This window comes from Leisingera sp. SS27, assembly GCF_028368855.1.
Lineage (GTDB): Bacteria > Pseudomonadota > Alphaproteobacteria > Rhodobacterales > Rhodobacteraceae > Leisingera.
This window is the reverse complement of record NZ_JAQNCY010000001.1, coordinates 324,028-344,318: the sequence shown is the minus strand read 5'-3', so window position 1 is coordinate 344,318 and position 20,291 is coordinate 324,028. Positions and strand designations below refer to the sequence as shown.

Below are 20,291 nucleotides of genomic sequence, written 5' to 3'. Positions count from 1 at the left end.
ATCTTAGAACAGTTCTAATCACGGGCGCTGGCCTCGCCATACACCGTCAGGCTGAGATACGCACAGTCGGAGGGAAGGTCAATGTTTTCGCACTCGCGCCCTGGTTTCGAGGGGTAAATTATGAAGCTTTCCACCAAAGGGCGCTATGCGATGGTTGCGCTGGCGGATATTGCGCTGCAGCCGCAGGGCGATCTGGTGCCGCTGGGCGATATCTCCAAGCGCCAGGACATCTCGCTGCCGTATCTTGAGCAGCTGTTTGTTAAGCTGCGCCGCGCCGGGCTGGTCGAGTCGGTGCGCGGCCCGGGCGGCGGTTACCGGCTCGCGATGCCCCCATCTGAGATCCGGGTGGTGGATGTGCTGTCTGCCGTGGATGAAACTGTCGATGCCATGCACAAGGGGGCAGGGGCATCCGGCGCCTTGTCCGGCAGCCGCGCGCAGTCGCTGACCAACCGCCTGTGGGAGGGGCTGAGCGCGCATGTCTATGTGTTCCTGCACCAGACCCGCTTGTCGGATGTGATCAAGAACGATCTGGCCCCGTGCCCGGCTGTGCCCAGCCTGTTTGCGGTGGTGGATGACTGAGGTGCAGGTCAGGCAACACAGATCCGCCTGTCAGGTTGGAGCGCAATCCGCACAAAAACTGCGCGGAAGCTTTGCCAATTGGGGCAAGGCGGCTTATGACGCGGCAGTTGCCCGCGAAAAGATGACTCTATGAAACGTGTTTACCTCGACCATAACGCCACCGCCCTGCTGCGCCCTGAGGCGAAGGCTGCGATGATTGCGGCGATGGAGGTCTGCGGCAACCCGTCGTCGGTGCATGCCGAGGGCCGGGCCGCCAAGGCTCTGGTTGAGAAGGCACGGGCGCAGGTGGCTGCGGCCTTTGGCGCGGACGGGGCGGATATCGTATTCACCTCTGGTTCTACTGAAGGCGCGGCGCTGGCACTGGCTGGACGCGGACTGCATGGCGCGCCGGTGGAACATGATGCGGTGCGGGCTTGGACTGTTGAAGATTTGCATGTGACTGCAGGGGGTGCTGTGGAGGTTGCAGACCCAGCGCGATCCACAGTTCAGCTTGCCAACTCGGAGACCGGCATTGTGCAGAGCTTGCCCGAAGGGCTGGCAGTCACCGATGCGACACAGGCCTTTGGCAAACTGCCGGTGGCGTTTAACTGGCTGGGCGCCCGAATGGCGCTGATTTCGGCGCATAAGCTGGGCGGCCCCAAGGGGATCGGCGCCGTGGTGATGAAACGCGGAACTGATTTGCCTGCGCAGATCAAGGGTGGCGGTCAGGAAATGGGTCGCCGCTCCGGCACCGAAAATGTCATTGGAATCGCAGGCTTCGGCGCTGCAGCTGAAGCGGCCGCAAAAGATTTGGCAAATGGTGTTTGGGACAGGGTTGCAGAACTTAGAAATATTCTAGAAAAGGCGCTTGTGTCTGGCGTAAGCCATACTATTTTTGTCGGGAAGGATCAGAGGCGGCTGCCGAACACCCTGTGTTTTGCAACGCCGGGCTGGAAGGGCGAAACCCAGGTCATGCAGATGGACCTTGCAGGTTTTGCGATCAGTGCCGGAAGCGCCTGTTCCAGCGGCAAGGTGCGCGCCAGCGCGGTGCTGACCGCAATGGGATATGACGAGGCCACAGCCCAAGGCGCCGTACGGGTGTCGCTGGGGCCGGAGGCAACGGAAGAAGATGTGCTGCGCTTTGCCGAGGCGTGGCTGCAAAAAGAAAAGAAACATCGCGCCCGCGCGGCGTGAGTGAGGAGATGACAATGGCCGCTTTGGACCAGACCCAAGTCAAGGAAGGTGTTGACCAGGAAACCGTGGACGCAGTCCGCGAGGTTGGCGGTGCTTACAAATACGGCTGGGAAACCGATATTGAGATGGAATACGCGCCCAAGGGCGTGAACCCCGATATCGTCAAGCTGATCTCGGAAAAGAACGAAGAGCCTGAATGGATGACCGATTGGCGCCTGCAGGCCTTTGAACGCTGGGAGCAGATGGATGAGCCAAACTGGGCGATGGTCAGCTACCCGGAAATCGACTTCCAGGACCAGTACTACTATGCCCGCCCGAAATCGATGGAAGTGAAGCCCAAGTCGCTGGACGAGGTCGACCCCAAGCTGCTGGCAACGTACGAAAAGCTGGGTATTCCGCTGAAAGAACAGATGATTCTGGCTGGCGTCGAAGGCGCAGGCGAGACCCCGGAAGAAGGCCGCAAGGTCGCCGTGGACGCGGTGTTCGACTCCGTTTCCGTCGGCACCACCTTCCAGAAAGAGCTGAAAGAGGCTGGCGTCATCTTCTGCTCGATCTCTGAAGCGATCCGCGAGCACCCCGAACTGGTGAAGAAATACCTCGGCTCCGTGGTTCCGGTCTCCGACAACTTCTATGCGACGCTGAACTCTGCCGTGTTCTCGGACGGCTCCTTTGTCTATGTGCCGCCGGGCGTGCGCTGCCCGATGGAGCTGTCCACCTATTTCCGGATCAACGCGGAAAACACCGGCCAGTTCGAGCGTACCCTGATCATTGCGGACAAAGGATCCTACGTCTCTTACCTCGAAGGCTGCACCGCACCGCAGCGTGACACTGCGCAGCTGCATGCCGCGGTGGTGGAAATCATCATCGAGGAAGACGCCGAGGTGAAATACTCCACCGTTCAGAACTGGTATCCCGGTGACGAGAACGGAAAGGGCGGCATCTACAATTTTGTGACCAAGCGCGCCGATTGCCGCGGCGACCGGTCCAAGGTGATGTGGACCCAGGTCGAAACCGGCTCGGCGGTCACCTGGAAATACCCCTCTTGCATCCTGCGCGGCAATGAAAGCCAGGGCGAATTCTACTCGATCGCCATCGCCAACAACATGCAGCAGGCTGACACCGGCACCAAGATGGTGCATCTGGGCAAGAACACCAAGTCGCGCATTGTGTCCAAGGGCATCAGCGCGGGCAAGGCGCAGAACACCTACCGCGGGTTGGTGTCGATGCACCCCAAGGCCAAGGACAGCCGCAACTACACCCAGTGCGACAGCTTGCTGATCGGCGACAAATGCGGCGCCCACACAGTTCCCTATATCGAGGTCAAGAACAACTCGTCGCGCGTCGAGCATGAGGCGACCACGTCCAAGGTGGACGACGATCAGCTGTTCTACTGCCGCCAGCGCGGCATGGACGAGGAAGAGGCTGTGGCCCTGGTGGTCAACGGATTCTGCAAGGACGTGCTGCAGGCGCTGCCGATGGAGTTCGCCATGGAAGCGCAGCAACTGGTTGCGATCTCGCTGGAAGGGTCTGTGGGGTAATAATGACCGTGGAGGAGAGGTCAGCAGCGGAGGTCAAGGCCTTTGAATATAACGCGAAAGAAGGTGTTCGCGCCGTTGCGTTCATCTGGTTCTTGCAGCGCATAGCCGCACCTCTTTTCTTCGTTTTCTTGTTTGCCGTTATTATGGCCTTTGCTGTGAATGGAGTTGTAGCTGGGCTGCTCTGCTTGGCGATTTTTGGAGGACCCGCCCTGCTGCTATGGGGGTTCACCTCCCGGCAAGGACGAAAAGTGCTGGAGTATTGGAAGAAATGATCGTCACAACCACACCAAACGTCGAAGGCTACCAGATTGCCGAATACAAGGGCATCGTGGTGGGTGAGGCGATCATGGGCGCCAATGTGGTGCGCGATGTCTTTGCCTCGATCACCGACATCGTCGGCGGCCGCTCCGGTGCCTACGAAAGCAAGCTTCAAGACGCGCGCGAAACCGCGCTGGCAGAGCTGGAAGACCGCGCCCGGGCCAAGGGCGCAAACGCCGTGGTTGGCGTTGATCTGGATTACGAAGTGGTCGGGCAGTCCATGCTGATGGTCTCGGCCAGCGGCACCGCGGTGGTGCTGGGATAGGAATGTAACGGCCCCGATGGGCCATGGGAATATTGCGGGCCGCAGGCCTGCAAGACATGTGAGACGAGGAAGAAAATGCTCGAAATCAAGAACCTGCAAGTCAAGCTTGAAGATGAAGACAAGCAGATCCTGAAAGGTCTGGATCTCAAGGTCGAGGCCGGCAAGGTGCATGCCATCATGGGGCCGAACGGCTCGGGCAAATCCACCCTGTCTTATGTGCTGTCGGGCCGCGATGGTTATGAAGTGACCGAAGGCTCCGCCACCCTGAATGGCGAAGACATTCTGGAGCTGGAGCCGGAAGAGCGCGCCGCGGCGGGCATGTTCCTGGCGTTCCAGTACCCGGTGGAGATCCCCGGCGTCGGCAACATGACCTTCCTGCGCACCGCGGTGAACGCACAGCGCAAGGCGCGCGGCGAGGAAGAGCTGTCGGCCTCCGACTTCCTGAAGGAAGTGCGTGCCAAGGCAAAGACCCTGAAGATCGACGCCGAAATGCTGAAGCGCCCGGTCAACGTCGGCTTCTCCGGCGGTGAGAAGAAGCGCAACGAGATCCTGCAGATGGCCATGCTGGAGCCGAAGCTCTGCATTCTGGACGAAACCGACTCCGGTCTTGATGTGGACGCAATGAAGCTGGTGGCCGAAGGCGTGAACGCCCTGCGCGACGAAGGCCGCGGCTTCCTGGTGATCACCCACTACCAGCGCCTGCTGGACCACATCAAACCCGACGTGGTGCACATCCTGGCAAACGGCCGCATCGTCAAAACCGGCGGCCCGGAGCTGGCGCTGGAAGTCGAGAACAACGGTTACGCCGGCATCCTGGCAGAGGAGGCGTAAATGGCCCTGCCCGAAGTCAAGCAAAGTGCAACCGAGGCGCGGCTGTCGGCGCTGACCTTGCCGGAGAGCGGCTGCCTCAAGGCGGCCCGCCAGGCAGCGCTGTCGCGGGTCCAGACCATGGGTCTGCCGTCGCGCCGCGACGAATACTGGAAATACACCAAGCCGGACACGCTGGTGCAGGCGGAAGCGCCCAAGGCAGCCGTGTTTCACGCCGACGAAGCCCCGATGTTCAACGCGTTTGAGCGGCTGAATATCGTCTTTGTGGATGGCGTGTTTGACGCCGAGGCCTCTGACGATTTGGAGCTTGAAGGTCTGACTATCGACCGGATTGAGGATATCTGCTGCAAGGATATCCATTGGGCCAAGGACTTGTACGGTGTTCTTGAGGCGCGCGGCCAGACCCCGGTGGAACGTCCGCTGGCAGCATTGAACACCGCTTTTGCCAGTGATGGCGTGGCGATCCGGGTGACAGGCAAGGTCTCCAAACCGCTGAACTTCACCTATGTGCATTCGGACGAAAACTCCGACGCGATCCTGCACCATGTGATCCGCGTGGAAACCGGCGCAGAGGTGACGATCCTGGAGAACGGCCCGGCTGCGTCGCGCTTTAACAAATGCATGGAGATCGACATCGCCGATGGCGGCAAGATGCATCTTGTGCGTGCCCAGGGCCGCGACCATGAGCGCCGCGCGGCGACCCATCTGTTTGCCCGACTGGGTACAGAGTCGGTGTTTAAGTCCTTCACCCTGACCGTGAATGGCGTACTGACCCGCAATGAGGCGGTGATTGAGCTGACCGGTGATGACGCGGTTGCCCATATCGCAGGTGCCTGCGTGGGCGACGGTGACTTCCACCACGACGACACCGTTTTCATCACCCATGACGCCGTGAACTGCGAAAGCCGTCAGGTGTTCAAGAAGGTGCTGCGCAACGGTGCCACCGGTGTGTTCCAGGGCAAGATCCTGGTGAAGGAAGGCGCGCAAAAGACTGACGGGTATCAGATTTCCCAGTCGCTGCTGCTGGACGATGACAGCCAGTTTCTGGCCAAGCCTGAACTGGAAATCTATGCCGACGACGTGGCCTGCTCGCACGGTTCCACCTCTGGCGCCATCGACGAGGAGGGCTTGTTCTACCTGCGCTCCCGCGGTGTGCCGCATGCAGAGGCAACCGACCTGATGACGCTGGCCTTTTTGGCTGAAGCGGTGGATGAGATCGAGGACGCGGAAATCGCCGCGGATATCGTCTCCCGCCTTGAAGGCTGGCTGGCCCGGCGCCGCTGATGTCCGTCACAACGGATATCCCGGCGACCTATAAGGGGCCGCGCAAGGTGTTTGCGCGGCTTCTGGCCATGGGCGCCCGAGAGGACCGTCTGCTGGTCTTCCTGCTTGCGGGCTGTGTTCTGACCTTTGTCGCGCAGATGCCGAAACTGGCCCGGGAGGCGCATCTGACCGGGCAGGAGCTGAACATGCTGCTGGGCGGTTCGCTGCTGGCGCTGGTCTTTATCGCGCCGCTTCTGCTGTATGTTCTGGCGCTGGTTGCCCATTGGATTGCCCGCGCCTTTGGCGGTCAGGGTGATGCCTACCGCGCCCGGCTGGCGCTTTTCTGGGCGTTTCTGGCGGCCAGCCCGCTGATGCTGTTGAACGGGCTGGTTGCCGGTTTCATCGGCCCCGGTCCGTCCCTGACCCTGGTGGGCATCCTGTGGTGCGCTGTATTTATTTGGTTCTGGGTGTCCGGCATGATCCAGGGCTATTGGGCCAAATCATGAATGCGCTGGCTGCCTTTGCCCTTCTGACACTGAAGTCGCCGCGTGATGCGGCGCATCAGATTCTGGCGCGCGACTGGCCGCGGGAGGCGCTGTGGACCGCCTTCCTGCTGTCGGTGGTTCTGAACACCTGCGTCTACACAGTTCAGAAAATCCTGTTCCCGCTGCCGCCTGAGGTCCTGCTGCCGCGCTTCACGCCCGGCGTCTATTTCGCCATGGTGCTGCTGCTGCAGCTCTGTTTCATTGCGATGCTGTCCTCAGCCGGCCGCTGGCTGGGCGGGCAAGGCAACTTGCCTGAACTGCTGGCGCTTGTTACCTGGCTGCAGCTGCTGCAGGCGGGACTGAACGGTGCCATTGTGGTTGTGTTCCTGGTTATGCCGTCGCTGGCCGCACTGCTGAATATTGCGGCCAATATCGTTGTGTTCTTCATCCTTCTGCATTTCGTCAACGCGGCGCACCGTTTTGGTTCCGTCTGGCGCTCGCTTGGGGTGGTATTAATGGCCAGCATGATCCTGGTCTTTGCTCTTCTCTTTATCGTGGGTCTGATCGGCCCAGCCAATCTGGGACTTCCCGAAAATGTATGACCTGGACAAAATCCGCGCCGACTTTCCGATCCTGTCGCGCGAGGTGAACGGTAAGCCGCTGACCTATCTCGACAACGGCGCATCGGCCCAGAAGCCGCAGGTGGTGATCGATGCCATCACCAAGGCATATGCTGAGGAATATTCCAATGTTCACCGCGGCTTGCACTTTCTCTCCAACTTGGCGACGGAGAAATATGAGGCCGTGCGCGGCATCATTGCGCGGTTCCTGAATGCAGGCGATGAGAACACCATCGTTCTGAACTCCGGCACCACTGAGGGGATCAATCTGGTTGCCTACGGCTGGGCAATGCCGCGGTTTGAGGCGGGCGACGAGATCGTCCTGTCCGTTATGGAACACCACGCCAACATCGTGCCCTGGCACTTCTTGCGCGAACGTCAGGGGGTGGTGCTGAAATGGGTGGATACCGAAGCGGACGGCAGCCTTGATCCGCAGAAAGTCATTGATGCGATTGGCCCCAAGACCAAACTGGTGGCCGTCACTCAATGCTCCAACGTGCTGGGCACGGTTGTGGATGTAAAGGCGATCACCCAAGGCGCCCATGCCAAGGGGGTGCCGGTTCTGGTTGATGGCTCACAAGGCGCGGTGCACATGCCGGTCAATGTGCAGGACATCGGCTGCGACTTCTACGCGATCACTGGTCACAAGCTCTACGGTCCGTCCGGCTCCGGCGCGATCTATATCAAACCGGAACGCATGGCAGAGATGCGCCCCTTCATCGGCGGCGGCGACATGATCAAAGAGGTCTCCAAAGAGGGGATCATCTACAACGATCCGCCAATGAAGTTCGAGGCCGGCACGCCGGGCATTGTGCAGACCATCGGTCTGGGGGTTGCACTGGAGTATATGATGGCGCTTGGCATGGACAACATTGCCAAGCACGAGGGCTGCCTGCGCGACTATGCGATGCAGCGGCTGACCGGGCTGAACTGGATCAATGTGCAGGGGCAAGCACCTGGTAAGGCAGCGATTTTCAGCTTCACCATGGAGGGTGCGGCACACGCCCACGATATCTCCACCATCCTCGACAAGAAGGGTGTCGCTGTGCGTGCCGGCCATCACTGCGCCGGACCGCTGATGGATCATCTTGGAGTATCCGCCACCTGCCGCGCGTCCTTTGGCCTCTACAACACCAAGGAAGAAGTCGACACGCTGGTCGACGCTCTGGAGCTGGCGCATGAATTGTTTGCTTAAGCTCTTCACCTGATAATCAAAAAACGGCGCCCTCGAGGCGCCGTTTTTCTTTCAGGCTTTAACCCTGGATCTTTGCTTCGCGAAGCGGGCAGGACAGGTAGACGCCGAACTCCTTGCCAATGTCGCAGCTGACACGGGCATGCACCTTGCCCTGCCGGTCGAGGAAACGCTGGCTGTTGTCCAGCGGAAAGATCCCCTCGTGCCAGATATTGGGATGGATATAGAGCCCCTTTGACCCGTCACACCAGAACGCCACGACCTTTTCCGGTTTCAGATCATCCCCCGGCAAGGCCGCTGGAATGATGAAGGGTTTGTTGTCCAGCGGATAGAACATCTGGCCGCCGTCGGGGTGATAGTTCATGTGCCACAACAGCACCTGGTCCCGCGGCGCGGTCTGCTTGTCCGCCTGTGCCTTTTGCGGGTCGGTGGACCAGCCCAGCACATAGTTGCCGTTGACCGCTTCGTTCTCGCCGTAGAGCACATCACCGCGCCAGTCGCCGCGGAAGGTACCCTCGACCCAGCCGGCCTCGTCGCCGGTGCCCTCGTCGATCGGCCGCCAGCCCTGAGCCGGCCATTGCACGATTTCGATCTCGAAATTCTCCGGATCATCCACCAGGCAGCCATAGCCCTTTACGCTTTCATCGGTAGCCCGGATCAGCGGCACCTCGTGCCAGGGCAGCGAAGGTTTCGAACTGGCCTCAAAAATGTACTCGGGCGCGCTCATTTTGCAGAACCTGCCGTACCCAGGTGCTTATCGACCATACGCTGGACCATCGGTGCAAAATGCCAGTAGTCCGGGGTGTCCATGTCGTCCCGCTTGCCGGCCTCATCCAAATACCGCACTGCGACGATCTGCTTGAGGTTCGGGTTTTTCTCGAACTCGGCCACTTCCTCAGCGTTCATCGGCCCGCCCTGCAGGTTCAGGGAGTGTACAGAAGCCTCTGATAAACGGTTGAAATACTCCGGTTTGGTGGCGCAGAGATAGCGCTTGGCCGCCACATGGTAGCGGACGCAATCGGTGATCACCGAGGGAAAGAACTGCTCCAGAACTTCGGCTCCGGCTTCCTCGTGATAGCGGTCCTCTGTGTCATCCATGGAGAATGTGCCGAACTCGCTGGTGAAATGGCCGATATCGTGGAGGAGCGCCCCCACGATGATCTCTTCCGGCTGGCCGTTCTGCTCAGCGATGGTGGCGCCTTGCAGCATGTGCTCGGCCATGGTGACTGGTTCGCCCAGGTATTCTTCGTCGCCGCGGCGATCAAAAATGCCGCCTATGAAGTCTACGATATTGTCCCGGTTCAGCTGGCTGACGTCTGGCTTGCTCATCTCTCAGCCCTCCAGCTGCGCGTTCAGCACGTTGAGCGTCGACAGCAACCCGTCCTTGTCTGCGTAGCAGCCCTGCAGCCAACGGGAGCCGGAACCGGAATACCCCAAACGGGCATGCATTACGCGGGTGTTATCCACGATGAAACTCTCCCCCGGCTCCAGCTTGAAGGAGACGCCCATGTCCGGATCGTCGATGAATTCACCCAGACGGCGGTAAGCGGCGTAGTAGGCTTCCATCTTGTCAAACGGGATATCGACAAATGGGGCAGAGGACCGGTTGTTGAAGCGCATCCCGATCATCTCGCCATCGGGTGACAGTTCGATCATCGGGCGGCGGGAGCGCAGGTGCACACCGTCGGATCCTTTGTATTCAAACCGGGCCGGAAAGCCTGCCAGTAGCGCAAAGCCCTCTGGGTTTTCCGCTTTCAGACGCTCGGCGGCACGGAAGCCGTCCACCACAATGCTTTCACCACCCTCAGCAGAGTTTTCCAGGCAATAGAGGATTTGAAGCGACGGCACCGGGTCGCGGTAGGGGTTGTCGGTATGGGCCTGCAGGCCCAGGCCAGTATAGGCGAGGTTGGTCGGGTTTACCTCGGTGCGCACTTCGAAATACTTGCCGTAATTCGTCTCGCGGACGAAACCGAACATCCCGGCATTCTCAATCAGCGCGCCTTCGCTCACAGGGCCGTTCACCAGTTTGGCGAACCCCAAACGTGCAATCGCCTCCAGCCAGTCCCGTTTGACTTTGGGGTCGGACTGCACCTCCTCCCAGTCGAATACAGGGGCGGGCAGGTTGCTGTTCCAGGTTTCGATGCCAGGTGCCAATCGGCCGAATTCCGTCCTCCGCTCAATATCATAGGCGTGTGCCTTCAACCAGGCACCCGGGAAAGTCACGGTCTTTCCTTCTGGGGCGAATGTGACGGTTAAAGATCCGTCTTCCACCAGCGCAGTGCTGATCTTGGTGTCGGCTGGAATGTCACCAATGGTGATCAGCCGCTGACCGTTCCCCGGTGAACGGGTTTCAGGGTCCAGCGCGTTGTCACGCAGCCAGATCGCATGGAAGCGGCTTTCGCAGCCGTCTTCAAAAGTCAGTGTCAGGAAGCTGCCGGATGCGTCGGCGGATACGGAACGGGGCATGAGGGTCTCTCCGGTTGGCCTGGTTCTTGCTTGCCTTGCTAACAATGCTGAGCCATCAAGAGAACGACGGAAATTGGGGTTTGAGAGTTAGGTTTTCTAATGCCTAAGAAAGTGAACAAGCAGGGCTTGCCGCCGCTTGATTGGCTCAAGGTTTTTGAGGCCGCTGGCCGGCATGGCAGTTTTACTGCCGCAGCAGAAGAGTTCGGGGCAACACAGGCCGCCGTCAGCCAGCGGATCCGCAACCTGGAATCCTGGCTGGGGCGGCAGCTTTTCATCCGCTCCGCCCGCGGTGTGTCGCTGACGGTCGATGGTGAAAGCTACCTGCCGCTGGTCCATGATTCCCTGCGTGCGCTGGAGCAGGGAACAGAAAACCTGTTTGGGCACAGTGTTCGGGAGCTTCGGATCGCTGCTCAGCCTTCGCATCTGGAAATGCTTTTGCTGCCGAAGCTTACGGCGTTTTCTGAAAGTCATCCAGAGCTTCGGCTGGTCACGGAAACCGTGCCGAAGCGGCTGGACTTCGAAGCGGCAGATGGCGCTTTGCACATCCGTTTCGGGCGCGGTAACTGGCAAGGCCGCGACGGTGTCCTGCTGGCAAATGAGGTTCTTCAACCGATGGCGGCCCCGGATCATACAGCCAACTGGCGCCAACTGCCGGCGATTGAGTTGCGCGGAGAACGGCCGGGCTGGAGCGAGTGGGCGCGGGTAACAGGAGAGCCGGCGCCTGAGGCCGGGCCGGTTTCGGTGGATTCCATGGCGCATGCGCTGCGGGCGGCCCGGCTTGGAATGGGGGTGGTTCTGGGATCCAGGGCGCTGGCTGCCAATCTGCTGCTGACCGGGCAGTTGATCTGTCTTCCTGCCGCCGAAATGAGCACGATTGACGGCTATTGGCTGACCTGGCCGCCGAGCCTCGGGAAAACCCCGCGGCAGAAAACGCTTCTGGATGCGCTCGCTGATGCCATCAAAGAACAGGATCAGTAGCGGAAACTTCGTCTAGTTTGCGGGAGAAGTGGCGCACCTGAGAGGATTCGAACCTCTGGCCTCTGCCTTCGGAGGGCAGCGCTCTATCCAGCTGAGCTACAGGTGCGTCGTTACGCCGGGGTATACCCGCGCTTGATTGCCTCTGCAACGGGAAAAACTGCCTGTTTCCAAATTCCTGACGTCGCCCATAGATCACGGCCTTGGCTGATTGTGCTGAAAACAAAAAAGCCTGCACGTGGTGTGCAGGCTTGCATTCTTGCAAAGGCTGGCGGGTTTAACCGCGCCAGGAGCGGACAACACCGCAATCCATATGCACAAAATTCGAGCGATGGTATTTACCAACTCCGCCTGCGTGGCAGGCTTCAGCGGCCTGTGCCATCTGCGAAACGGAACGGGAGGCAAGGCGAAGATCAGCAGCCTGGCCGCGCATGTGCAGCGAGTTTTTCGCAACCCCGCGAGAGCGGCTTCGCAGCATGGCGTTGGTCTTGGGGCTGCGATAGCCGGACAGCAGCATATAGGGCTCGTTCACATCCAGCAGGTTGTGGGAAGCCGCCATGATGTCGATGGTCCGCAGATCCATGTTCTTGACTTCATCGGTACGCCAGTCCCGCATGAAGTGGTTGATTTCCTTGACCGCATCTTTGATGTAGTCGCCATCAATCCAGTACACCATGTCCAGACGCTCGCCGGTGCGGCCCGAGTACATGCGGATGCGGCGGATATCTCCGCCGCCGCGAAGGAAGCCTGCTGCATTGGAGAAAGTCGGGGCTGCTGCCACTGCGGTTGCAGCAAATACACCCAAGAGAGAACGCCGGGAAATCCCCGTGCCCGTGGTTTTTGCCATTGTCACTGCGCCGTCCCGTACGCTTTTAGTCCTGCCTATTGCCCGATGTTACGGGCTCGTTAACGATCTCAGTTAACGTGCGGCATGTATGGCACACAGAGAATCCTGATCCAACATTTCTTTGCCGCGCTGTAACGGATAGCCGGTTTTTCGGCGATTTCTTGCGCATAAGGGGAGGGCAAGGGAACTTTTCCCCGCGACTGTTGCAGCCGGGTTTCATAGACGCGTCATTGCTGCATCAAAGCTGACTTTTCGCAATTGTGAATGGACAACAGCGGCTGGCATTTACCAGAATTTCAGTTAGGCACTGCCAGAATTGACAAAAATCGGCGCAAGGACCGGAAATTATGACTCGTGCGACTGCAGGAAGCTTCTTGCCAGGGATCAAAGCCGGGCTGTTTGCCCTGGCACTGGGCGGTTTGGCCGCGGGGGCTGTTTCCAGTTCAGCACAGGCTGAAGTTTCGGCGGCTTTCCGCCAAGCCGTTGCCGAGGCGGCCTTTGGCAGCGACGCCGTGGCGGAATTCTACCGCAAAAACGGGTACCAGGCGATCTGGACCGGTCAGGATGAGGCGTCGCGCCAGCGCCGCAATGCTCTGTTGGCAGCCTTGGGCGACACCCAGGCCCATGGCCTGCCGGACCGTTCTGCCGAGGTCAGCGCGCTGATTGAGCAGATGCGTGATGTGCGCACGACGCGTGATATCGGCAATGTCGAGGCCGCGCTGAGCCGGGCCTTGGTGCAATATGCCACCGATCTGCAGACCGGGCTGCTGGTTCCCTCGCAAATCGATGACGGTATGGTGCGCAAGAAACATACTGTGGACGGGGCAACGTTCTTGGCGGGGATCCGCGACACCCAGCCATATGCTTATTTGCGCAGCCTGGTTCCGGCATCGCCGCAATACCGTGGGCTTATGCGGGAAAAACTGCGGCTGGAGCAGGTCATGGCTGCTGGCGGCTGGGGTCCGGCAGTGAACGCCAAGAAATTGGAGCGCGGCGATCAGGGACCGGCCGTAGTTGCGCTCCGCAACCGGCTGATGCTGATGGGCTACCTGCAGCGCAGCGCTGCGCGGACCTATGATGCGGCACTGGAGAAGGCTGTTCAAAGCTTCCAGTCAGATCATGGTCTGGAAACAGATGGCGTGGCAGGAGCCGGCACCATTGATGAGATCAACAAGCCGGTCAGCGCGCGCCTGAAGTCCATCATCATCGCTATGGAGCGGGAGCGCTGGCTGACGCCGGAGCGCGGCGAGCGTCATATTCTGGTCAACCAGACCGATTTCACCGCCAAGATCGTCGACAACGGCGATGTGACCTTTGAAACCCGCTCCGTGATCGGCAAGAACACCCATGACCGCCGCAGCCCGGAATTCTCGGATGAGATGGAGCATATGGTGATCAACCCGAGCTGGTATGTGCCGCGCTCGATCATCACCAAGGAATACCTGCCGAAACTCAAGAACAATCCGAACGCTGTGGGCCACATCCAGATCACAGACCGCCGCGGAAGGGTTGTGAACCGCGGTTCGGCAGACTTCTCGCAATATACTGCGCGGAATTTCCCGTTCTCCATGCGCCAGCCCCCCAGCCGCAGTAATGCGCTGGGTCTGGTTAAGTTCATGTTCCCGAACAAATACAACATCTATCTGCACGACACCCCGCAGAAGAGCCTGTTTGCCCGCGAAGTGCGCGCCTTCTCGCATGGGTGCATCCGCCTGGCCCAGCCATTCGAGTTCGCCTATGCGCTGCTGGCCAAGCAGACCGAAAACCCCAAGGATTTCTTTCACCGCATTCTGAATTCCGGCAAGGAAACCAAGGTCGAGCTTGAGACAAAGGTGCCGGTACACATCATTTACCGGACCGCTGTGGTGTCGGGCAAAGGCCGCGCGGAGTTCCGCCGGGATGTCTATGGACGTGACGCCAAAGTCTGGGCGGCACTGGAACGGGCAGGGGTGGCGCTGCCCAGCGTTCAGGGGTAAATGTCGGGCCCATACAGGAATTCTGAGAGGGCCTGACATGTTCACAATCCGCCAGATTGCCGAGTCTCTGGGCGCTGATGCCGAGGGCGACCTTGACCTGCAGGTCGCAGAGGCAGCGGAGCCTCAGGATGCTCAGGCGGGTCAGCTCGCCATGGCAATGGCGCCGAAGTATGCAGATGGCCTGAAGGAAGGCCAGGCGCTGGCAGCCATTCTTTGGGACGGTGCGGACTGGCAGTCGTTCGGACTGAAGGCGGCAATATTTGCCCCGCGCCCGCGCATGGCCATGTCCGGTGTGACGGCAATGCTGGACCGCGGCCAGGGGTTCCCGCCGGGTATCCACCCGTCCGCCGTTATCGATCCTTCAGCGGTTTTGGGTGAAGATGTCTCTGTCGGTCCGCTGGCCGTGATCGGCGCGGGCGCAAGGATCGGATCGCGCTCCGTTATTGGCCCGCACTGCTATGTCGGGGCGGATGCTGTTATCGGCGACGACGCATATCTGCGCGAAATGGTTTCCATCTCCGCCCGCGCAACCATCGGCGCCCGTTTCCGTGCACAGCCTGGCGCGCGGGTTGGCGGGGATGGGTTTTCCTATGTCACGCCCGAAGTGTCGGGCGCGGAAAACGTGCGCAAGACCCTGGGCGACCAGGGCGAGGCCAAGGCGCAATCCTGGATTCGTATCCATTCATTGGGGGCGGTCACGATTGGCGATGACGTGGAGGTCGGCTCCAATTGCACCATCGACAATGGCACCATCCGCGACACCGTGATTGGCGATGGCAGCAAGCTCGACAACCTCGTGCATGTGGGCCACAACACCCGCGTCGGCAATGACTGCCTGCTGTGCGGCCAGACCGGGATCTCAGGATCGGTGGACATTGGCAACAACGTTGTACTGGGCGGCCAGTGCGGTGTGGTTGACAATATCTTCATTGGTGACGGGGTGATTGCCGGCGGCGGCACCAAGATCCTGTCCAATGTGCCGGCGGGCCGTGTCATCATGGGCTATCCCGCGGTCAAGATGGAGACCAACACCGAAATGTATAAGGCACAGCGCCGCCTGCCGCGTTTGATGCGTGACATCGAATTGTTAAAAAAGGCTGTTTTCAAGTAACCGTCGAATACCTACATCAGCCTCAGGCAGAACATCGGGGATCTTTACATGAGCACGCAGGACAAGGTCATTGCAATCATTGCCGAACAGGCGGTTCTGGAGCCGTCGGATGTGACCCTCGACAGCACGCTTGCGGATCTGGGAATCGACAGCCTGGGCGTGGTCGAGAGCATCTTTGCAATCGAAGAGGAATTCGACATCTCGATTCCCTTCAACGCCAATGAGCCGGAAAAAAGCGACTTTGACATTTCCAATGTCGCAGCAATTGTTGCCGGTATCGACAAGCTGGTTCTGGAAAAAGCGTAAGGCTTCATGAAACGCGTCGTCATTACCGGGGCCGGAACCATCAATGCCCTGGGTCATTCGGTCCCCGCCACGCTGGCCGCCATGCGCGAGGGGCGCTGCGGTATTGGTCAGCTGGACTTCCGCGATGTGGAGCGGCTGGCCATCAGGATCGGCGGCCAGGTCCGCGGTTTTGAGGCCGAGGGCCGCTTCAACCGCCAGCAGATGAGCCTCTATGACCGGTTCACCCAGTTCACGCTGACCGCTGCCAAAGAAGCGATCGAACAGTCAGGGCTGGAGTTTCATGGCGAACTGTCAGCCAAGGCCGGAGTGGTTCTGGGCAATTCCGGCGGCGGTATGCAGACGCTGGATGAGAACTACCGCAGCGTTTACGAGGACGGCAAGAACCGCGTGCATCCGTTTGTCGTGCCCAAGCTGATGAACAATGCAGCGGCCGGCCACGTGTCGATGCGGTTCAACCTCAAGGGACCCAGCTTCACCGTATCCACGGCTTGCGCGTCTTCCAATCATGCGATGGCGCAGGCGTTTCAAATGGTGCGTTCCGGAATGAGCCCGGTGATGATCACCGGCGGATCGGAATCCATGCTGTGTTTTGGCGGAGTGAAAGCCTGGGAAGGCCTGCGGGTGATGTCCAAGGACGCCTGCCGCCCGTTCAGCGCCAACCGCAACGGCATGGTGCAGGGGGAGGGCGCCGGCATTTTCGTGTTCGAGGAATACGAGCACGCCAAGGCCCGGGGGGCAGAAATCCTGTGCGAAGTCATCGGCTTTGCAATGTCCTCTGATGCGGCTGACATTGTGATGCCCAGCAAGCAGGGGGCGGCACGGGCCATTTCCGGTGCACTGCAGGATGGTCGCATCGACGCCTCAGAGGTTGGATATATAAACGCTCATGGCACCGGCACAGCAGCCAATGACAAGACGGAATGCGCTGCAGTGGCGGATGTGTTCGGGCCGCAGGCTGACAATCTGATGATTTCCTCCACCAAGTCCATGCACGGCCACCTGATCGGCGGCACCGGGGCGGTGGAGCTTCTGGCCTGCATCATGGCGCTGCGCGACGGGGTGATTGCACCGACCATCGGCTATGAGGAGCCTGATCCGGAATGTGCGCTCGACGTCGTGCCGAACGAAGCGCGCGAAGCCAAGGTTGCGGTGGCACTGTCCAACGCCTTCGCCTTTGGGGGATTGAACGCGGTGCTGGCACTTCGCAAGATCTGATGCCCTTAAACAGAAACGCCGCGGCCCTTGGGCGCGCGGCGGAATGTTTGGCTGATGCCTGCTCTTACTGCTTGACGACGTCGACCACGTCAAAGCCGGCGGTAAAACCGCTCAACGAAAGTTTCATCTCGACAATCTGGTCCGGCGCCGGTGCCGGGCGCAGCGACAGCACGGCCTCTTTGCCCTTTTTGAAGGCATCGATGTCGCCCTGGGTCAGACCAATTTGCGCCACACAGCCCAGCGGGTTGCAGAAGGAATAGTTGTAGCGCTTGGCCGGTGCGCCATCGATGGAGATGGTCAGCGCTGCCGGCAGCAAAGTCTCCAGCGGCACGATCACGGTGGCTCCGGCAACCGCCTGGCCGCCTTGCTGCTCGATCCGGAACAGCGACACTTCGGCCATCGGATTGCCCTGCGGCCCGGCCAGAACCTGCAACAGCGAGCAGGGGTCGTTTTCCTGTTCGGTCCGGATACAGGCAAGATCCCAGTCGCCGTGTTTCTCCTTGGAATAGCGGTCTCCCAGCTTGGGGCCGTCATTTACCGGTTCGCCCAGGTCCAGCAGCTGATCTGCAGTCGATCCCGATTGTTCTGCCTGCTCTGCGGTTTCCGCCCCGGCGGCCTGGTCCGTGGCGCCAGTGTCCTCGGAGGTGGTTTCCTGCGCCGCCAGCGGTGCGGTCATGGCCAGCACCGCGGCAAGCGTGATCGGGGTCAGGGACTTCAACATGAATGCCTCATTTTTCTAAAGACGCTGCCAACGCGTTTAGCATGCCGCCCAGACGGTGTCAGGCCTATTACTCGGGATTTGCGGGGAATTCCGCGCACCGCAGCTCAGCCGCGGAAGTCTCTGAAAAAATGCAAAAAAGGGAACCGGCTGGTCCCCTTTCTCGTGTTTGCATCTCCCCGTCGGACTGGCCGACTTAGTTATTGCGTAGGACGTTACGAAAGGGCTGGCCATCGGTCAACATCCAACTTCAAAAAATTTCCTGACGGGCCGGATTTCATGAAAATTGAAGGCTTTGGGCTGAGTGAGCAGAGAAATATGCCCGTTTTACAGGCAAACATTGCCCAAAAAGAAGGCCGTGCACGAAGCACGGCCAGTCTGACAGGGAGGAAATGTCCGCCACGGCAACCGCTTTTGCAGGGGCGGGCAAGATTGACTATCGCATCCAAAAGTTAACTTTGTATTGTTATCCACAGGAAAAAGAACACGCGGGGCAGGCATGTCAGACATATTATTTCTAGGCGGCGGTGGCGAGGGCTACGGTGAGCAGCAAGGGCTGAATTACAAATACGCCAATCGCCATGGACTGATTGCGGGCGCAACCGGAACCGGTAAAACAGTGACCCTGCAAATCCTCGCGGAAGGGTTTTCCAATGCTGGTGTCCCGGTGATCCTTGCGGATGTGAAGGGTGATTTGTCCGGGCTGGCAAAGGCAGGCTCGGAAGGCCACAAGCTGCACGAGGCTTTCACATCCCGCGCCGCCAAGATCGGCTTTGCCGGTTATTCCTATCATGCCTGCCCAGTCACATTCTGGGATCTCTACGGCGAGCAGGGCCACCCGGTGCGCACAACTGTTGCGGAGATGGGGCCGCTGCTGCTGGCACGCCTGCTGGAGCTGAGCGAGGCGCAAGAGGGCATCCTGAACATCGCTTTCAGGCTTGCCGACGAAGAGGGGCTGCCGCTTCTGGATTTGAAAGACCTGCAGGCGCTTCTGGTTTGGATCGGAGAGAACCGCAGCCAGTTGTCGCTTCGATACGGGAACGTCTCCACTTCCTCAATCGGCGCCATTCAGCGCCGCCTGCTGGTACTGGAAAACCAGGGCGGTGCGGGACTGTTCGGTGAACCGGCGCTGGCGCTCAGCGACCTGATGCGCTGTGACGCGTCAGGCAAGGGGATGGTCAATATCCTGGCCGCGGACAAGCTGATGGCGGCGCCGGGGCTTTATTCCACTTTTCTGTTGTGGCTTCTGAGCGAGCTGTTCGAGGAGCTGCCAGAGGTGGGCGACCCGGACAAGCCGCGGCTGGTGTTCTTCTTCGATGAGGCGCATCTGCTGTTCGACGACGCGCCCAAGGCGCTGATTGACAAGGTGGAGCAGGTTGCCCGTCTGATCCGGTCCAAAGGGGTCGGGATCTATTTCATCACCCAGAACCCCGCAGATGTGCCAGAGGACATTCTGGGGCAGCTTGGCAACCGCGTCCAGCACGCGCTGCGCGCGTTTACGGCCAAGGACCGCAAGAACCTGCGGCTGGCGGCCGAAACCTACCGGGAGAACCCGCGGTTTTCGACCGAAGCTGCCATTCGCGAGGTCGGCGTGGGCGAAGCGGTCACCTCAATGCTGCAGAAGAAGGGCGTGCCTGGCGTGGTCGAACGGACGTTGATCCGCCCGCCCAGCACGCAGTTGGGGCCGATCACAGCGGAGGAACGCAAGGAGATGCTGCAAGCCTCTGACATGGCCGGGAAATACGACACCCCGATGGACCGAAGATCGGCCTTTGAAATCCTGGCCCAGCGGGCGCAGGCCGCGGCGCAGGCGGCTGAAGCTGCAGAGGAAACTGCTGAGGCTGCTTCTGAACCGATGGCGCGGGAGTTCAATGCCGCCCGCCGCTACTCCGGGTCACGGGTGAGCCGGTCAACGTCACGTTCCTACAAGAAGAAAGACAATTTTGCGTCCGCCATGTCAGAGGCAGTTATCAAGGAACTAAAGGGCACAACCGGCCGCCGGATCGTCCGCGGTATCCTGGGCAGTCTGTTCAAGGGGCGCTGACCAAAGACGGGCATTGGGGATCCGGGCTGTTATCAGCCCTCGATCTTCTGCCTGTAGCCTTCGCGTTTGCAGATGTCATCGGCCTCCTGAACGGTCATCGATGCCGGGCGGTCGATCGAGCGGTCCCAAAGGACCCGTTCCTTGGTGTAAAGCTGGCAGGTGACAATGCCCTTGCTTGTCCTCAGCTGAACCGGGGCGGTTTCGAATTGTTCCGGGGATACACAGCCGGTCAAAGCCGCAAGTGTGCCGATGGCGGCAAAGGATTTCAAAACGATGTGCATGGCTTCCGGCCTCATTGAACTCTTCTGAGCAGTATCAGCCACAAAAGAACAATTAATTAAGGCGCCACTTTCGCCGTTCTGGGGCAATGCT

Annotated in this window: 22 protein-coding genes and 1 tRNA gene; 16 read left to right on the top strand and 7 right to left on the bottom strand. The window is 59.9% G+C overall.

Going from position 1 to position 20,291, the window contains the following annotated elements:
* The first annotated feature begins 120 nt into the window (after window positions 1-120).
* The 10 genes from N6L27_RS01670 (at window position 121) to N6L27_RS01625 (ending at window position 8,264) form a co-directional block, all read left to right on the top strand.
* Window positions 121-579, top strand: coding sequence for an Rrf2 family transcriptional regulator (locus N6L27_RS01670; protein WP_039183183.1), 459 nt, complete (start codon window positions 121-123; stop codon window positions 577-579).
* 129 nt (window positions 580-708) lie between these two features.
* Window positions 709-1,752: a cysteine desulfurase family protein gene (locus N6L27_RS01665; protein ID WP_271905347.1), complete on the top strand. Its 1,044-nt coding sequence runs from the start codon at window positions 709-711 to the stop codon at window positions 1,750-1,752.
* Between the two features lie 14 nt (window positions 1,753-1,766).
* On the top strand, window positions 1,767-3,290 hold the full coding sequence (gene sufB / locus N6L27_RS01660) for a Fe-S cluster assembly protein SufB (protein WP_271905346.1): 1,524 nt from the start codon (window positions 1,767-1,769) through the stop codon (window positions 3,288-3,290).
* A gap of 2 nt (window positions 3,291-3,292) precedes the next feature.
* Window positions 3,293-3,562, top strand: a complete 270-nt coding sequence (locus N6L27_RS01655) for a hypothetical protein (RefSeq protein ID WP_271905344.1) — start codon at window positions 3,293-3,295, stop codon at window positions 3,560-3,562.
* On the top strand, window positions 3,559-3,873 hold the full coding sequence (locus tag N6L27_RS01650) for a heavy metal-binding domain-containing protein (RefSeq protein ID WP_008560327.1): 315 nt from the start codon (window positions 3,559-3,561) through the stop codon (window positions 3,871-3,873). Before N6L27_RS01655 ends, N6L27_RS01650 begins: the two co-directional genes overlap by 4 nt.
* Window positions 3,874-3,948: 75 nt before the next feature.
* Window positions 3,949-4,704, top strand: a complete 756-nt coding sequence (gene sufC / locus N6L27_RS01645; RefSeq protein ID WP_260018278.1) for a Fe-S cluster assembly ATPase SufC — start codon at window positions 3,949-3,951, stop codon at window positions 4,702-4,704.
* Window positions 4,705-5,985 (top strand): SufB/SufD family protein, encoded by a 1,281-nt coding sequence (locus N6L27_RS01640; protein ID WP_271905342.1) that lies wholly within the window; start codon window positions 4,705-4,707, stop codon window positions 5,983-5,985.
* Window positions 5,985-6,470 carry a YIP1 family protein gene (locus tag N6L27_RS01635; protein ID WP_271905341.1) on the top strand — a complete coding sequence of 162 codons (486 nt, stop codon included), beginning with the start codon at window positions 5,985-5,987 and terminating at the stop codon, window positions 6,468-6,470. Before N6L27_RS01640 ends, N6L27_RS01635 begins: the two co-directional genes overlap by 1 nt.
* Complete coding sequence (locus N6L27_RS01630) at window positions 6,467-7,051, top strand: YIP1 family protein (RefSeq protein ID WP_039183162.1); 585 nt, start codon at window positions 6,467-6,469, stop codon at window positions 7,049-7,051. The genes N6L27_RS01635 and N6L27_RS01630 overlap by 4 nt, the downstream gene beginning before the upstream one ends.
* Window positions 7,044-8,264, top strand: a complete 1,221-nt coding sequence (locus tag N6L27_RS01625; protein WP_271905340.1) for a cysteine desulfurase — start codon at window positions 7,044-7,046, stop codon at window positions 8,262-8,264. Before N6L27_RS01630 ends, N6L27_RS01625 begins: the two co-directional genes overlap by 8 nt.
* Window positions 8,265-8,322: 58 nt before the next feature.
* Here N6L27_RS01625 and N6L27_RS01620 read toward each other — a convergent pair whose 3' ends face one another.
* Genes N6L27_RS01620 through tmpA form a run of 3 tightly spaced genes read right to left on the bottom strand, consistent with a single transcriptional unit; the run spans window position 8,323 to window position 10,727 of the window.
* Entirely contained in the window at window positions 8,323-8,988 is a 666-nt protein-coding gene (locus N6L27_RS01620) for an ureidoglycolate lyase (RefSeq protein WP_271905339.1), read from the bottom strand.
* Window positions 8,985-9,590: a (R)-1-hydroxy-2-trimethylaminoethylphosphonate oxygenase gene (gene tmpB / locus N6L27_RS01615; protein WP_271905338.1), complete on the bottom strand. Its 606-nt coding sequence runs from the start codon at window positions 9,588-9,590 to the stop codon at window positions 8,985-8,987. Before tmpB ends, N6L27_RS01620 begins: the two co-directional genes overlap by 4 nt.
* 3 nt (window positions 9,591-9,593) lie before the next feature.
* Entirely contained in the window at window positions 9,594-10,727 is a 1,134-nt protein-coding gene (gene tmpA, locus N6L27_RS01610) for a 2-trimethylaminoethylphosphonate dioxygenase (RefSeq protein WP_271905336.1), read from the bottom strand.
* Between the two features lie 99 nt (window positions 10,728-10,826).
* Here tmpA and N6L27_RS01605 point away from each other — a divergent pair, with 99 nt between their 5' ends.
* A complete protein-coding gene (locus N6L27_RS01605) occupies window positions 10,827-11,705 on the top strand; it encodes a LysR family transcriptional regulator (protein ID WP_271905334.1) in 879 nt (292 codons plus the stop codon).
* A 29-nt stretch (window positions 11,706-11,734) separates the two neighbouring features.
* On the opposite strand, the gene N6L27_RS01600 is transcribed toward N6L27_RS01605, so the two are convergent.
* Both N6L27_RS01600 and N6L27_RS01595 read right to left on the bottom strand, forming a co-directional pair.
* Window positions 11,735-11,811, bottom strand: a tRNA-Arg gene (locus N6L27_RS01600).
* A gap of 168 nt (window positions 11,812-11,979) precedes the next feature.
* Window positions 11,980-12,549 (bottom strand): YcbK family protein, encoded by a 570-nt coding sequence (locus N6L27_RS01595; RefSeq protein ID WP_029204823.1) that lies wholly within the window; start codon window positions 12,547-12,549, stop codon window positions 11,980-11,982.
* Window positions 12,550-12,896: 347 nt separating this feature from the next.
* Here N6L27_RS01595 and N6L27_RS01590 point away from each other — a divergent pair, with 347 nt between their 5' ends.
* The 4 genes from N6L27_RS01590 to N6L27_RS01575 are packed head-to-tail and all read left to right on the top strand — an operon-like array spanning window position 12,897 to window position 17,157.
* Window positions 12,897-14,525, top strand: coding sequence for a L,D-transpeptidase family protein (locus N6L27_RS01590; RefSeq protein ID WP_271905333.1), 1,629 nt, complete (start codon window positions 12,897-12,899; stop codon window positions 14,523-14,525).
* A 37-nt stretch (window positions 14,526-14,562) separates the two neighbouring features.
* A complete protein-coding gene (gene lpxD / locus N6L27_RS01585; protein ID WP_271905332.1) occupies window positions 14,563-15,636 on the top strand; it encodes a UDP-3-O-(3-hydroxymyristoyl)glucosamine N-acyltransferase in 1,074 nt (357 codons plus the stop codon).
* 48 nt (window positions 15,637-15,684) lie between these two features.
* Window positions 15,685-15,942, top strand: a complete 258-nt coding sequence (locus tag N6L27_RS01580; RefSeq protein WP_260018290.1) for an acyl carrier protein — start codon at window positions 15,685-15,687, stop codon at window positions 15,940-15,942.
* 6 nt (window positions 15,943-15,948) lie between these two features.
* Window positions 15,949-17,157: a beta-ketoacyl-[acyl-carrier-protein] synthase family protein gene (locus tag N6L27_RS01575; RefSeq protein WP_271905331.1), complete on the top strand. Its 1,209-nt coding sequence runs from the start codon at window positions 15,949-15,951 to the stop codon at window positions 17,155-17,157.
* Window positions 17,158-17,221: 64 nt separating this feature from the next.
* Here N6L27_RS01575 and N6L27_RS01570 read toward each other — a convergent pair whose 3' ends face one another.
* Window positions 17,222-17,878, bottom strand: coding sequence for an invasion associated locus B family protein (locus N6L27_RS01570; protein ID WP_271905330.1), 657 nt, complete (start codon window positions 17,876-17,878; stop codon window positions 17,222-17,224).
* Between the two features lie 496 nt (window positions 17,879-18,374).
* On the opposite strand from N6L27_RS01570, the gene N6L27_RS01565 reads away from it, so the two are divergent.
* The gene (locus N6L27_RS01565) at window positions 18,375-19,919 is read left to right on the top strand and encodes a helicase HerA-like domain-containing protein (protein WP_271905329.1); all 1,545 of its coding nucleotides are present in this window, start codon (window positions 18,375-18,377) and stop codon (window positions 19,917-19,919) included.
* 32 nt (window positions 19,920-19,951) lie between these two features.
* Here N6L27_RS01565 and N6L27_RS01560 read toward each other — a convergent pair whose 3' ends face one another.
* Window positions 19,952-20,200, bottom strand: a complete 249-nt coding sequence (locus N6L27_RS01560) for a hypothetical protein (protein ID WP_271905328.1) — start codon at window positions 20,198-20,200, stop codon at window positions 19,952-19,954.
* Window positions 20,201-20,291: the final 91 nt, after the last annotated feature.

Excerpts from the sequence above, each read along its gene's own strand:
- N6L27_RS01570 (WP_271905330.1), bottom strand. The coding sequence starts at position 17,878 with ATGTTGAAGTCCCTGACCCCGATCACGCTTGCCGCGGTGCTGGCCATG.
- lpxD (WP_271905332.1), top strand. The coding sequence starts at position 14,563 with ATGTTCACAATCCGCCAGATTGCCGAGTCTCTGGGCGCTGATGCCGAG.
- N6L27_RS01650 (WP_008560327.1), top strand. The coding sequence starts at position 3,559 with ATGATCGTCACAACCACACCAAACGTCGAAGGCTACCAGATTGCCGAA.
- N6L27_RS01560 (WP_271905328.1), bottom strand. The coding sequence starts at position 20,200 with ATGCACATCGTTTTGAAATCCTTTGCCGCCATCGGCACACTTGCGGCT.
- tmpA (WP_271905336.1), bottom strand. The coding sequence starts at position 10,727 with ATGCCCCGTTCCGTATCCGCCGACGCATCCGGCAGCTTCCTGACACTG.
- N6L27_RS01595 (WP_029204823.1), bottom strand. The coding sequence starts at position 12,549 with ATGGCAAAAACCACGGGCACGGGGATTTCCCGGCGTTCTCTCTTGGGT.
- sufB (WP_271905346.1), top strand. The coding sequence starts at position 1,767 with ATGGCCGCTTTGGACCAGACCCAAGTCAAGGAAGGTGTTGACCAGGAA.
- N6L27_RS01670 (WP_039183183.1), top strand. The coding sequence starts at position 121 with ATGAAGCTTTCCACCAAAGGGCGCTATGCGATGGTTGCGCTGGCGGAT.
- N6L27_RS01630 (WP_039183162.1), top strand. The coding sequence starts at position 6,467 with ATGAATGCGCTGGCTGCCTTTGCCCTTCTGACACTGAAGTCGCCGCGT.
- N6L27_RS01635 (WP_271905341.1), top strand. The coding sequence starts at position 5,985 with ATGTCCGTCACAACGGATATCCCGGCGACCTATAAGGGGCCGCGCAAG.
- N6L27_RS01580 (WP_260018290.1), top strand. The coding sequence starts at position 15,685 with ATGAGCACGCAGGACAAGGTCATTGCAATCATTGCCGAACAGGCGGTT.
- N6L27_RS01565 (WP_271905329.1), top strand. The coding sequence starts at position 18,375 with ATGTCAGACATATTATTTCTAGGCGGCGGTGGCGAGGGCTACGGTGAG.
- sufC (WP_260018278.1), top strand. The coding sequence starts at position 3,949 with ATGCTCGAAATCAAGAACCTGCAAGTCAAGCTTGAAGATGAAGACAAG.
- N6L27_RS01665 (WP_271905347.1), top strand. The coding sequence starts at position 709 with ATGAAACGTGTTTACCTCGACCATAACGCCACCGCCCTGCTGCGCCCT.
- N6L27_RS01590 (WP_271905333.1), top strand. The coding sequence starts at position 12,897 with ATGACTCGTGCGACTGCAGGAAGCTTCTTGCCAGGGATCAAAGCCGGG.
- N6L27_RS01605 (WP_271905334.1), top strand. The coding sequence starts at position 10,827 with ATGCCTAAGAAAGTGAACAAGCAGGGCTTGCCGCCGCTTGATTGGCTC.
- N6L27_RS01655 (WP_271905344.1), top strand. The coding sequence starts at position 3,293 with ATGACCGTGGAGGAGAGGTCAGCAGCGGAGGTCAAGGCCTTTGAATAT.
- N6L27_RS01620 (WP_271905339.1), bottom strand. The coding sequence starts at position 8,988 with ATGAGCGCGCCCGAGTACATTTTTGAGGCCAGTTCGAAACCTTCGCTG.
- N6L27_RS01575 (WP_271905331.1), top strand. The coding sequence starts at position 15,949 with ATGAAACGCGTCGTCATTACCGGGGCCGGAACCATCAATGCCCTGGGT.
- N6L27_RS01640 (WP_271905342.1), top strand. The coding sequence starts at position 4,705 with ATGGCCCTGCCCGAAGTCAAGCAAAGTGCAACCGAGGCGCGGCTGTCG.
- tmpB (WP_271905338.1), bottom strand. The coding sequence starts at position 9,590 with ATGAGCAAGCCAGACGTCAGCCAGCTGAACCGGGACAATATCGTAGAC.
- N6L27_RS01625 (WP_271905340.1), top strand. The coding sequence starts at position 7,044 with ATGTATGACCTGGACAAAATCCGCGCCGACTTTCCGATCCTGTCGCGC.